The sequence below is a fragment of the Paenibacillus sp. FSL M7-1414 genome (assembly GCF_038003195.1).
GTDB lineage: Bacteria > Bacillota > Bacilli > Paenibacillales > Paenibacillaceae > Paenibacillus > Paenibacillus amylolyticus.
Map to the genome: position 1 here is coordinate 297263 of NZ_JBBOOS010000001.1, position 13663 is coordinate 310925.

At 48.0% G+C, this 13663-nt stretch carries 9 protein-coding genes; 7 read left to right on the top strand and 2 right to left on the bottom strand.

All coding sequences use genetic code 11. The annotated features are described in order from the left end of the window. Window positions 1–4: 4 nt before the first annotated feature. Entirely contained in the window at window positions 5–1783 is a 1779-nt protein-coding gene (locus MHH92_RS01345; RefSeq protein WP_289390877.1) for an SWIM zinc finger family protein, read from the bottom strand. A 280-nt stretch (window positions 1784–2063) separates the two neighbouring features. Between MHH92_RS01345 and MHH92_RS01350 the strand changes: the two genes are divergently transcribed. Further along, window positions 2064–2882, top strand: coding sequence for an endonuclease/exonuclease/phosphatase family protein (locus MHH92_RS01350; protein ID WP_133387229.1), 819 nt, complete (start codon window positions 2064–2066; stop codon window positions 2880–2882). Window positions 2883–3044: 162 nt separating this feature from the next. Here MHH92_RS01350 and MHH92_RS01355 read toward each other — a convergent pair whose 3' ends face one another. Further along, on the bottom strand, window positions 3045–3872 hold the full coding sequence (locus MHH92_RS01355) for a methyl-accepting chemotaxis protein (RefSeq protein WP_133387228.1): 828 nt from the start codon (window positions 3870–3872) through the stop codon (window positions 3045–3047). Window positions 3873–4435: 563 nt separating this feature from the next. Between MHH92_RS01355 and MHH92_RS01360 the strand changes: the two genes are divergently transcribed. The 6 genes from MHH92_RS01360 to MHH92_RS01385 all read left to right on the top strand — a co-directional run bounded on the left by MHH92_RS01360 (window position 4436) and on the right by MHH92_RS01385 (window position 13638). Beyond that, entirely contained in the window at window positions 4436–6679 is a 2244-nt protein-coding gene (locus MHH92_RS01360; protein ID WP_253504987.1) for a glycoside hydrolase family 88/105 protein, read from the top strand. 262 nt (window positions 6680–6941) lie between these two features. Continuing rightward, the gene (locus MHH92_RS01365) at window positions 6942–8282 is read left to right on the top strand and encodes an ABC transporter substrate-binding protein (RefSeq protein WP_253504991.1); all 1341 of its coding nucleotides are present in this window, start codon (window positions 6942–6944) and stop codon (window positions 8280–8282) included. 47 nt (window positions 8283–8329) lie between these two features. Beyond that, window positions 8330–9280: a carbohydrate ABC transporter permease gene (locus tag MHH92_RS01370; protein ID WP_036616398.1), complete on the top strand. Its 951-nt coding sequence runs from the start codon at window positions 8330–8332 to the stop codon at window positions 9278–9280. Next, on the top strand, window positions 9277–10125 hold the full coding sequence (locus tag MHH92_RS01375; protein ID WP_036616400.1) for a carbohydrate ABC transporter permease: 849 nt from the start codon (window positions 9277–9279) through the stop codon (window positions 10123–10125). The genes MHH92_RS01370 and MHH92_RS01375 overlap by 4 nt, the downstream gene beginning before the upstream one ends. A gap of 28 nt (window positions 10126–10153) precedes the next feature. After that, complete coding sequence (locus MHH92_RS01380; RefSeq protein WP_253504994.1) at window positions 10154–12022, top strand: cache domain-containing sensor histidine kinase; 1869 nt, start codon at window positions 10154–10156, stop codon at window positions 12020–12022. Further along, a complete protein-coding gene (locus MHH92_RS01385; RefSeq protein WP_253504997.1) occupies window positions 12019–13638 on the top strand; it encodes a response regulator in 1620 nt (539 codons plus the stop codon). The genes MHH92_RS01380 and MHH92_RS01385 overlap by 4 nt, the downstream gene beginning before the upstream one ends. Window positions 13639–13663: the final 25 nt, after the last annotated feature.

A 13663-nucleotide genomic window follows, 5' to 3' on the forward strand; every position in this document is an offset into this window, starting at 1 on the left:
AAGCTCATGAGATCAGTTTACCTTTCCGAAGCTCTTCCTGCAGGGCGCGCAGCCGACTGTTACGAACGGCGAGTGTAGTGATGAATTGCTCCCAGTGCGCTTCTTGCTTCAACTTTTTATAGATTTTGGACAGACGTTTCAGCAGTTTCACCGCTGCTTTGTATCCGTCCCTGTTTTTGTGTCCGATATAACGCTCCACTGCCTGATGATAGAAGGGAAGCAGCAGCTCAGGTGCATCTTTTTCGATCGGTTGCAGCATCGCTACGCGGAATTCGAGAGGTTCTGTTCCCGTACTCAGCTGAAAATCAATCCATCTGCGCCACTGTCCACGCGAATGCATGGCATCCTCGTAGGCGGGACGGGAGTGGGGAAGCATACTGACAAGCGTGTCCCACATGCGGTTCTCTGCATCGGGCAGATGTTGAATGGCCGTATCCCACAGATGCATGTAATCATTCAGAGGTGTATTACGCCGATTCGCCAGAAGGGGGCCAAGTTGTACCAACCAATCCCCAAGCCTTTTCCATTCAGCCGAATCTGCGAGTACATGGAGAAAATGCAACAGTTGTTCTGGCGGGAAACCGTAGGCCGAACTTCCATGGATGAGTCGCTGCCATGCCTGATCATCCTGCCCCAGATGGAAGTGCATCCAGCTCTGCGCGAGTACGAGTGGTAAAGGCAGTGTCACTGCTTTGCTTGATCTTTCACTACTACTTCCATTACTCTGAGCAATACTCAAGACACTTCCACCTGACTGGGAAGGTGGCGAAGATAGGGTTATATTGTGCTCTATATCATTTAAGATAACCTGTTCCGACGCTAACATGTCCCGCGACCCCTGAAGTTCAGGCACAATCCAGTTCAACCACAGTTGTCGATAGATCGGAGTGAAGAACATCATGCTGGCTGTCTCAGGCATCATCTGTTTGCGTAAATAAGCCGAGGTTTCAGACAGTCTGTTCCAAAGTTGTTCAAGCTTGTTTCCCTTTAGACCCGACAGGTCTAGTGGATGGTTAAAGATCCGTTCAATGTCTTTCTGAAGTGCATCCACCGCGAGCTGGGCAGGGTAGCTCAAGTACACGGGGGTATGCGTGATGGAGTTACGGGCCGGAGGCACGCAGAATCGGATGAGGTGCAGCTGCACATGTAGTTCAAAAAGCTGGTCCATCGCAGCGTTCAGCCTTGGCTTAATGGCATACAGCTCGTCCGTTGCTTCCTGTACGTAGGATGTGCTTGCTGTGCCGGTACCCAGCCGTCTCAGACAGGAGTGGAATAACTCATGCCATTCCGAGATTTCGAGATCGGCAAGCTCTGTTGCACGCTCCTTGATCTGGCTGTATTGGTTGTCGGGAAAGTCCATATCCTGTTGTTCATCGGCATCTGTATAGCTGGATAGTCCTGCGGACATGGCCCCGACAGGTTTGGTCGTTTGTTTGAGCGCAGTACTGGAGTGCGCATTCACAATCGCATGCACAGGTCGCTCCAGTTGCTCGGCATAACTCATCAAGACAGCCGTCATATGTTTGCATACGGAACTCACCGGGCAGGTACAATGACTTGTAGTAAGGGATTGCATGCTCAATGTTACTTCGTACTCTTCCGATCCTTGTACAACGGCCGAAATCCCTTGTTGTTCTGAATAGGTTAATGGTCCGACACGTTTTTGTTTATAATATTGGAATCCGCGCATGATCGTCAGGTTGTTAAAATGCTCTGCAACTTCCCGAATTAATTGTTGCCACTGCGCATCATCCATCCTCATGTTATTGGGTATGTTCATCATTCCATCTCCTGGGGTAAACATAGGTTCAGTAATCACCACGTCTATGACGTGATGTTGTAAATTTGTTGTATCCATCATATCAGTTATGAGCCAATCCGTGCATGGGTTATGAAGAATTTGAAGTTATTTTAGACCAACTGGAATCAGGATGAACACGTCGGTTCTGCTGGAGGCCGACATGCAAGAATGCACCATATTGTGTATGCTTATGGTATGTATTCCTATCAGGAACGATGCAGGCCGGGGAAACGGCCATATTACACACAACAGGAGAGAGCATATGAAAATACTTACGTTAAACACACACGCTTGGGCGGAAGAGGATCAACTGAACAAGATCAGTCAACTGGCTGATTTTATTAATACACATCAATTTGATGTGATCTCCATGCAGGAGGTCAACCAATCCATGCAGGAAGCGGCGCTTTCTGAAGAAGAACTGAAGATGTATTATGCTACTGAATCCGATGCTGTGATTAAAAAAGACAACTATGCCTACGTTCTGCTTCAGCAGCTGACAGAGCAATATCACTGGACGTGGATTCCCGCGCATGTCGGGTTCCAAAAATACGATGAAGGACTGGCGATCCTTAGCCGGACGCCGATTACACAGGCTTTTGGGGAATACGTGTCCCACATGCGGGATTATAACAATTACCGTACACGCAAGATTGTGGGAATCCAGACGGTCGTCCAAGGTGAAGCAACCTGGTTTGTGAACGGACATTATAACTGGTGGGATGATGCGCAGGAACCTTTCAAGGGACAGTGGGAGTTGACGGAGAGCAAGCTTGCCCCCTACATGGATCAGCCGTTATATATAATGGGTGATTTTAATAATGTCGCGGAAGTGCGTGATGAAGGTTACGATTATATGATGAGCAAAGGATGGAATGACCTGTACACCACAGCATTGCAAAAGGATGAAGGAGCAACCGTGGTGAAGGCCATTGCCGGCTGGGCAGATAACAAACGCGATCTGCGGATCGACTATATTTTCTCCAATCGTCCGATTCAGGCTAAATCTTCTACCGTGGTCTTGAACGGTAAAAACGGACCGGTCGTGTCTGACCATTTTGGCGTAGCTGTAGAGATATAACAGCCATTTGACCATAAACCATAAAGGTGATATCACCGCAAATACGAAACAAAGCCTCCGCTGACTTCCTGCAAAGGGAAGTCAGCGGAGGCTTTTCACATTCTAAATCATTTTCTATGTACATTTCATATCGTTTGTTCTTTCTGTTGTGGAACTGTATTATTATTCGAGCGCCAGCATCTGATGTACAAACTTTTTCAGATTCGCGCTTGTCTCACTAAGCTGTTCGATACTTTCCATGAACTCGGTAACAAGTTTGGCCTGATCCACTGTTGCAGTTGTAATCTGACCGATCTCCTGCTCCATATGTTTCATGGAATCTTGTACACTACCGAGGGATGTTTCGATATCAGCTGCTGCTTGTTTCGTATGATCCGACAGCTTGCGTACTTCACTGGCAACTACACCGAAGCCGGCTCCCTGATCGCCCACACGAGCTGCCTCTATCATGGCGTTGAGTCCAAGCAGATTGGTTTGTTCCGATACTTCACGAATGACGTTTGTTACTTTAGACACACTGACGGAGTTCTCTGAAGCTTTTTTGGAGTTGCGTAGAATCTCTTCCGATGTCGCGGAGAGTTCTTCGGAATGTGCCGCAATCTGCTGAATGCCGCCGACGAGCGCATTAATGGTCGTTTCATTTTCACGGATCAGCGTTTCCAGTGTCATGTGACTGTCCAGTGCGTAGTTCACACCCAATATACCCACGACCTGATCGTTTTCCTTAATGGGAATAAGGATGGAGTCGAAGGGTCTGCCTTGCAGATCACCAGGCATACGTGCCACGGTACGCGTATCCTTGTTGGTGAGCATTTTGAAATTTTTATAATCGTCATGCAGCTCATCTCCAACCTTCACGCCAATCTCCAGACTTTTTGCTTCGGAAAAATACAATACTTTCTCATGATCATTAATGGATATGGATATGTCGTCACGGAACATTTGGCTAACAAAAGGCATAGCATTTACCAGAGATTCAAGAGTATTCAATGTGCATCTTTCCTTCCCGATACAAAAAGTGGAATTTTTCAATCTATATAAGTTGAACTAAAGATATATTCACACGTACACTCCGATGACAGAATAACCTTCCAATCGCTGTTATCCCCAGATTTTTTTGATTCCCTTTTCTCAAGGGAAAAATCCGGTGATAAAGGCGAACGCTTCGCTTTTTCAGTTTTTTTCTGTCCTCTACGTTTCTGTGTAAATGGTTAGTTCAACATATATAGTTTCTATATCGGTAACATTTTCCGTTTTTTTGAATTAATGTCCCAATGAAGGTGTAATTGGCGAAGGAAAAACCAAATCTTCTGATTTTTTGTAAGCGTAATCAAAAATCTGTAGCCACCACTGAACATGTCAGTTATACTGGGATTATTATTCGGCTATTCAGAAGATAACCAAGGGACATACCTATTTCCCGGTAAGGGGATTACCCATCTAGGTTAAGCGCTATACTTTATTACTGCATATTAGTTTAGTGCTCTAGTGTGGACGGTATGAATGCTATGATATAAGACTTTATTTCAACAGAAGAAGGATGTGTGCCATCGATGACGACCTATTTCAGTGAACCGCAGAGCATGTATTACCGATTTGGAGAAGATCAGGATCAGGTGTTGAAGGTACTGGCCGAGAGGTATATTGGAGCCAATGCGCAGGCTGATTTTGTATATCGGGTATTCCAGAAGTCTGGTATTTTGCAAAATGAAAAAGGGCTTTATGATCTGAATTTAGGTAAACGCTTTCCTGATGCACCTAAAGACCATATATCCTACGCAGCTGCATTGGTTTGGGGGGACGAGGACCGGAATCTGGACGTGTTGGTCCGCTGTTATGGGCCTGTTCGTTTCTATTTCAATGAGCAGTTGGTCTATCGCTCTACCGTAATGGATGAGATTAGTCCAGACGCAACGGTGAAGCTCAGCATCGATATCAAGCCTGGTTGGAACACCATTTGGCTGGAGATGAAAAACACCCCTGCCGGATTTGGCTGCCAATTTGGGTCAGATGAAGGAAAAGTGCGCATTTTGAATGTATATGCTCCATTTCAGAAGAGACAGGGGCAAGCGGGGTGGGTGTTCTCCCAACCGAACCCAGCCACGAGTAAACAACCGGACCTGCTTGGAAAAGAATCAGACGTCAGCTTGAACTGGCTACCTGAGACAGGCTGGTCTGATGAAGATAAAACCAAGCCAGCTTTCGAGCGAATATTCGGAAATCTTGCTGGTAAGCATGCTTATGCTTGGACCCATCTGAACAATAACGATTCAACCGGGAATGCAGTGCGATTGTCAGGTCAATCTTCCGGTTCTCTAAGTATATGGATTAGCGGCAAGCCTGTGGCGCAAGTGAAGGAAGCGGGCCCGTTCGAGGTGGATGTACCAGCTTCTTTTGGGCGGAGTAACCTGCTTGTCCGAAGTGAATATGACGATACGGCTGGACCTTGGCATTTTAATTTGAACGCAACCGTGTCGGGTAAGCCGCTCTCACTGGAACTTCCTCAGCGTGTGCACGGAGCTAATGGAGAGTCTTGGTTATATGTTGGACCTTTTGAGTCGGAGGTTGAACCGGACTTGGCGGATCTGACTCGAACGGACCGAGTGTATCAAACGGGTCTAGAACAGACGTATTGGCGCTTAGATCGACCGGATGCTTGGATCAGACCTTATTATGAGAACGCGATGTTAAGCAACAAATGGACAGTGGGCAGTGTGACCAATTATGGTCGCTGGGATTATCCATTGGGTGTCACTGTATATGGTCTATTACGGACGGGGCGTTATTTGCAAAGACCGGACATTACACGTTATGCGGCTGAGCATGTGCAGGCATGTACCCAGATGTATGAATACTCCTTATGGGATCGGGAGCAGTATGGTTTCCCGGCAGTCAATCAACAATTGGTCATGCTGAAAATGCTGGATAACTGTGGTTCTTTTGGTTCGGCCATGCTAGAAGCGTATTCAGAGTGTCATGAACCAACGTTTCTTCCGATTGCTGAACGGATTGCAGATTTCATGCTTTCCCGCCTGGAACGGCAGGAGGATGGTGCATTTTATCGCACATGTGTAGGGGAGTATGCCGAGAATACCATGTGGGCAGATGACCTCTATATGAGCACGCCGTTTCTCGTTCGTTATGCACGGGTGACAGGCAACTCAGCCGCATTGGATGAAGCCGCCAGACAATTTTCACTGTATCGGAAGTATCTGTTTATGCCTGAGTTCAAGATCATGTCACATGTGTATGATTTCAAATACGGACAGGCAACGCAGATTCCATGGGGACGGGGAAATGGCTGGACACTGTTTTCCTTGACAGAGGTATTGGAAGCTTTGCCAACAGAGCATCCCGAGCGCCCAGCCTTAATAGATTTCTTCAATGAGCTGTGTGAGGGGTACGCAGCGCTTCAAGGGGAAAGCGGGTTGTGGCATCAGGTGTTGAATGTTCCGCAGACGTATGAAGAAGCCTCCTGCACGGCGATGTTTGCCTATGGTTTTGCGAGAGGTGTACGCTTTGGCTGGTTCAAAGACCCGGAAGTTTACGTCACAGCTGCCGAGCGGGCTTGGAAGGGACTTATCTGCAAAGCGATTGATCGTCAAGGGAATGTCCATGGCGTGTGCAGCGGTTCGAGATATGCGTTTACGGCAGAGTATTATGATCAGGACTTGCGTACCGTTACCAATGACAATCACGGAATAGGCATTATGATGCTGGCAGGAACTGAAGTAGCAAAAATGAAGAAACATCTGGCTGAACACAGGGTGTCTTCACCTGCCGTCTCACATTCCTGACAGACCGCCGAGGTCTGATTTTCATACTATCGTTTCTATACAACAGTCTTCTGCTCCACGTAATACGGTTGTATATCCGTAATCATATTTGAGACGGGATCATCACCGCCGGGAATATCATTCCTGGTGGTTTTTGATTCCTGTAACTCCTTACTTTTTTGACAGGAAAGCTTACTTTTGTTTATGTCATGTACAGTAATAGACCGATACAATAGGTTTTGTAAGCGATTCCATAAATGCAAAAAGGGGAGGAAATTCATTTATGATGATTACAAAAAAGTGGGTAACCCTGTTCTGTCTGTCCCTGTTATTGTTCGCTACAGCCTGTTCTGGAGGGGCCACCGATACATCTTCTTCTTCTGGGGAAGCAAGTGGAAGTGAAGGAGATTCATCAGGCAAGATTGAACTGCGCATGACCTGGTGGGGATCACAGACCAGACATGATCTGACGACCAAAGTGATCCGATTGTTTGAAGAGAAACATCCGGGAATCACCATTAAACCTGAATATTCCGGTTGGGACGGTTACTTTGACAAGTTGACTACACAGGTAGCCGGTTCAAATGCACCAGATATCATCCAGATGGATTACGCCTTTTTGACTGACTTTGCCCGGCGTGGGGCCTTGCTTGACCTGACTCCGTTTGCAGAGAGCAAAGAGCTGCGGACAGAGGAGCATGATCAGAGCATGATTACAGCCGGTTCGATTGACGATAAATTATATGCGATTACCCTCGGAGTTAACGCACCAGGTGTCATCTATGACGCCACCGTATTTCAGGAATTAGGTATAGAAGAACCACAAGAGAGCTGGACATGGAAGGATTTTGGGGATATTGCAACCAAGATCGCCACAGCCAAAGGTGAGGGGTTCTATGGATCGGCAGACATTTCCGGTACAACGAACATGTTTGAAGTGTTTATTCGGCAATCCGGGAAAGGATTGTTTGATGGTGGCACAATGACAGCTACCAGCGAGGAGCTTCAACAATGGTTCGATATGTGGAGCGCACTACGCGAGAATGGTGGAGTTACTACAGCGGAGATAACGGCATCCACAACCAATGCGCTGGAGACACGACCGATCTCACTGGGCACAGCCGCCATGGACTTTGCATGGTCCAATCAATTGCTGACATTCCAGCAGGTGAACAAAAACCAGGATCATAAGCTTGGCATACAAGTGCTTCCGCATGGTGTAGGTGAAAAGCAAATCGGTGAATATCTGAAACCAGGCCAGTTCCTCTCCGGTTATGGTAAAACCAAACATCCAAAGGAAGTTGCCATGTTTATTGATTTCATGGTCAATGATCCAGAAGCAACCGCTATTCTTGGTTCTGAACGTGGGGTGCCGGTCAATTCCAGCATTCGTGAACAGATGCAGCCTACGCTGCCGGAAGCGGAGCAAACCATTTTCCAATTTATCGATACTGTATCGAAGAACTCCAGCGAGATTGACCCGCCATACCCGCAAGGATTTGCTGAAGTGGACACAAGTTTCAAGAGCGCAAGCGAGCAGATCGCCTTCGGTCAAGGCGATACTCCAGATGTCATTGCCCAGTTTATTGAAGGAGCCAAGGCTACGCTTGGATCGAGTCAATAATGATTGAAACTGTCTCACACTTCTAATTCTGCGGGGAGGTTGCGAAGATGACGACATCACAGGTCAGTCAAGCCCGAATCGAGCGTGTAACTACACGGCGGGTAAAACGGAGATATGCGCATAATGGAGCCGCGCTTCTATTTCTCGCCCCATGGCTTGTCGGATTGTTATTCCTTACCCTAGGTCCAATGTTGGTATCGTTATACATCTCGTTCACCGATTACAGTATCTTGGCCGCCCCTTCCTGGGTCGGTCTGGATAACTACACCACGATGTTTACATCGGATAAACTGTTCACCCAGTCGCTCAAAGTCACCTTCACGTATGTCGCTGTATCCGTACCGGTCAAATTGATTTTCGCGCTGCTTGTAGCGATGTTGCTGAACAAAGGGATTCGAGGACTCGGTATTTACCGTACGGTGTATTACATCCCGACATTGCTTGGAGGTAGCGTGGCGATTGCAATGTTGTGGCGTAAAATGCTGGGTGGGGACGGGCTACTCAATAGTGTGCTTGCCATGGTGGGCATTAAGGCGCCCGATTGGGTAGCGAATCCGAAATATGCTCTGTACTCCATCGTGCTGTTATCCGTGTGGCAGTTCGGATCGTCGATGATTATTTTCCTGGCAGGCCTGAAGCAGATTCCACCCGAGTATGATGAAGCCTCAGCGGTAGATGGTGCAGGTCCTCTGCGGAGATTCTTCTATATAACGTTGCCGATTCTGTCACCCGTTATCTTCTTCAATCTTGTCATGCAGCTGATTACGTCCTTTCAATCGTTCACGCAGGCTTTTGTTATCAGTAATGGTAGCGGAGGGCCAGTGAACTCAACCCTAATGTATTCTCTGTATCTGTACAAAAAAGGATTTTCATTCTTTCAGATGGGCTATGCTTCTGCGATGGCCTGGGTGCTGGTCATCCTGATTGGCGTATTTACATTGCTCGTATTCCGCAGTAGCAAGCTGTGGGTGCACTATGAGGATGGTGGGAAATCATGATTGGACAACGGAACTCTACAGCATGGGTCGTCAGCAAACATGTGTTGATCTCAGGCATCGCCTTTGTCATGCTCTACCCGATCCTCTGGATGCTGGGCAGCTCATTCAAACCAGGACATATGATCTTTACAGAGACCTGGTTCTGGCCACAGGAATGGAATTGGCAAAATTACATGAATGGCTGGTCCGGTATTCAGGGCAATCCGTTCTCCCGCTTTCTGACCAACTCTGTCATCCTGTCGCTTGGCGCCGTACTGGGCAATGTCATCTCCTGCTCTATGGCGGCATATGCCTTCGCCCGACTAAATTTTCGTTTCAAAGCCATCTGCTTCGGACTGATGCTTATGACGATCATGCTGCCCCATCATGTGACGCTGATCCCGCAGTATATTCTCTTCAACCACCTGGAGTGGGTGAATACGTATCTGCCGCTTGTGGTGCCAAAATGGCTGGCGACCGACGCCTTCTTCATTTTTCTCATGGTACAGTTCTTCCGGGGACTGCCCAAAGAGCTGGATGAGGCGGCTACCATTGATGGATGCGGTCCTGTGAAAATATACACCAAAATCATCATCCCACTTGCTTTTCCGGCACTGGTCACTACGATGATCTTTACGTTTTTGTGGACATGGGACGACTTCTTCAGTCAGTTGATCTACCTGAGTGACGTGAGCAAATATACCGTGCCGCTGGGTCTACGCCTGTTCCTTGATTCCAGCTCTCAATCCGATTGGGGTCCGATGTTTGCGATGTCGGTATTGTCGCTGGTGCCATGTTTTATCGTATTTATCGTGTGTCAAAAGTACTTCGTGGAAGGAATCGCGACCTCTGGGCTCAAAGGGTAATTCCAAGACGAAACGAGTTGATTTTTCCATGAGGAAAGGAAGATGGTCTTTATTCATTAATCAAAAGCTGCAACAAAGCAAGCTCTCCACGTTGATGGTGACTTGCTTTATTGCGTTTAACCTCCTGCTCGTCTCAGTTGTGGTGTGGCTGGCATATCAGTCTTTCTCAGCAGTCACCTTTGCCGAGATTAGCAAAGCACGCCTGGCTCTTCTGAACGAAAGCACACGTCGGGGATTTGATTTTATCACAGGGGTAACTGGAACCGCTTATGCCTTGGCAAGCAATCGGGAACTGTCCAGTCTGCTCGAAACGGCTGATACGGGCAGGCTTGCACAGATTCACCAGCGGAGAGAGGTCTCTCGAATTCTGGATCATACCATGGTCGTGAGTGAAGGCATCACTTCCATCGAACTGTATACGGATGCCTTTAATGAAGTGACAGTGACTATGGCTGATCGCATATTTCCGGTGGACACCATCGAACACGACTCTTGGTTTGCTACGCTGGAAAAGGCTGATGCGGCTTGGGTTCCGCTGCGTGAGAACGAATCAGGCCAATCCCTGGTCGGATACGCCCAACGGATTTTCGACAGTCGTGGCGGGACGGTTGCCTATGTACTCATTCGACTGAGTAGAGCCGACATCGTACGCAGGTTTGCCGATGTACCCATGGTGCTTGATGGAAAAGTTCTGTTGGTGGATACGGCTGGTAATGTCGTAATGCAGATGGGGAGAGTTGATCCAACAGGGGAGAAGGAACGAGCGGATCGAAGAAATGAAGCGAGTAAAGTACAGGAAACGGGTGAAGCTGTAAATTCATCTTCTTCTATTATAGATAGTGCATGGATTCAGGAACATGTCCAGCATGGTGCAGACGGGTACGAAGTAGTTTCCGGCCAACCCGGAGGTGCTCAATTGGTGCTGTACTCCAGGCCAGCGATGCTTCAGTGGCGCCTCGTACAGACTATTCCGGTATATACACTGTTATCTCCGCTCAGACAAGCAGGCTGGCAGATCCTCGGCATCGCCGTGCTGGGACTATTATGCTCGGCTGTGCTGGCGTACCTGTTTGTAAGGCAGATCATCCGACCTTTGCGACAATTAATCAAGAGAATGAGACAACTGGAGAAAGGGGACTTCGATACCCGGGTCCAACTTTCGTTTACGGAGGAATATGCCCACTTGGCTTATGGCTTTAATCACATGGCTTCACAGCTCACAACGCTGATGGAACAGGTGAAGGATGAGAGCCGGGCCAAGCGTGAAGCCCAGACGGGATTGCTTGAGGCCCAGATCAAACCCCATTTTTTATACAATACCCTCGACATGATCCACTGGCGCGCACTTGATTACGAAGCCAAGGATATCAGTCGCATGATTGTACAGCTCAGTAAGCTGTTACGGATCGGACTGAGTGGAGGGAGACTGTTTATACGGGTTCGTGATGAGTTGGAACATGCCCGTTGCTACGTTAACATCCAGTCAGAGCGGCTACCGTTCTCCATTCAATATCAGGAGCGGATCGATCCGCATATTCGCGGTTGTTACATTCCCAAGATCATTTTGCAGCCCTTTATCGAAAATGCCGTTATGCACGGGCACCCTGAAGAAGGCACACTTCGAATTCAGGTGCATATGCACGAAGTGGAAGCCCCGCATCAGGATATCGTCATTCGTATCACGGATAATGGGCGGGGTTTGCCGGAGGGGTGGAAACTCGAAGAGACGTGTGGCATCGGTGTGCGGAATGTACATCAGCGCATTCAGCTTTATTGCGGGAAGAGGTATGGCGTTCAACTGAGCGATAGAGAGTCAGGTGGCGTGGAAGTGACCATTACGCTGCCGCGTATTGAGACCGACGAGCAATTAAATCTATGGCTGGACGGTGAAAAATGATGAAGACCATTATGCTTGTTGATGACGATCCTCATATTGTAAAGGCATTAACGGATCATATCGATTGGCCTTCTCTGGGCCTCAGCATTGCAGGCACTGCTTCCAATGGCTTGGATGCGCTGGAGCTGTTTCGCCGCATGCATCCAGATGTCGTTATGACTGACGTCTACCTGCCGGGGATGACCGGGCTTGAGATCACACAGACGTTGCGACGTGATCATCCCCACTTGCCGATCATCATTCTTAGTGGATATGACGAATTCGAGAACGCCCGGGCAGCCATGCGCTGGGGGGTGAATCACTTTTTGCTGAAGCCGGCAGAGGTTGAGGAGATTGAGTCTGTGCTGCGGGAGGTGTTACTGGAACAAGATGTGCGAGAGCGGCATGAGCGGCTGGAGCGGACATACAAGCAGGAGGTCGGACGGGTACTTCCGTATTTGCGCAAACAATTTCTTCACGAACTGCTGACTACGCGATATCGGGCAGACGAGCTGCCCAAAGAACGCATGGACTATATAGGCATTCACATGTCCTCCCAGACACGCGCCATTAGTCTGCAACTGAATCGCCCCGTATTTTTGACACGGATGAAAGAACGGGATTGGCAGCTTCTCCGTTATGGTGCAGCCGATATTATTCAGGAGACGGTGAAGGAGCAAGCGGCGCGCATGAATGGTCAGTTAGAGATTGTTGATTATTCGGATCAGGTATTTGTGTTGCTTCTATTAGGAGATAAAGATCATCTGGAGGAATGCCTGCCACTCGTGGAGAGGATGATCGATCAGATCTTTACGTATCTGAAAATTGAAGTGAGTGCTGGAATCGGAAGATCCAAAAGTCACCCATGTGAGGTGATAGATTCCTATCTCGAGAGCAGGGAAGCGGTGGAAACAGCAGAGTTCCAAGGTGGAAGTCGTATCTACCACTATGAAACATCAGAGGAAACAGAACCAAGTGTGACCGATTATTCATTATTGCTTCGTCAATGGAATGAGGCTTGGGCGGATATTCGACCTGACCTGGCCGAAGAGGTATGGCATCATATTTGCCTTTTGCTGAAAGAGGGGAAATGTGTTGGGATACAGGATGTACAGGTTGTGGCCGTTAGTCTGTTTGACACGTTGATGCATAGCTGGAACCGACTTCATCCTATGTTAGCGCCGCCGCTGGCGATGAGTGATTTTTTGCGTGAAATTCAATCGAAATATGCTTTGCATGATCTGGTAAACTGGATGGATCGTATTATCTGCGACTGGCTGGAACAGATACGTAAGGAGATGGGCGAGAAGAAAAGCAATAAACTTATCGAGCAGGTGAAACAGTATGTAGAGCTTCATTACGCCGAAGAGATTAGTTTTGAAGCGATCGCCAAGGGGCTGTTCGTACATCCGAAGTATCTGAGTCAACTGTTCAAAAGGGTGACCGGTGAGAATTTCGTGAGTTATTTGAACGGGTACCGGATTCAGAGGGCGTTGGAACTGTTGCAGTCGGGACATTACATGGTATATGAGGTGAGCGAGATGACGGGGTTCCGTAATGCAACGTATTTTAGCCAGGTGTTCAAAATGCTTACGGGCAAGAGTCCGTCTGAGGTGGGTAGAGCGATACAGGTATAGTAATTAAATAAAGTGGAAGAGGAGG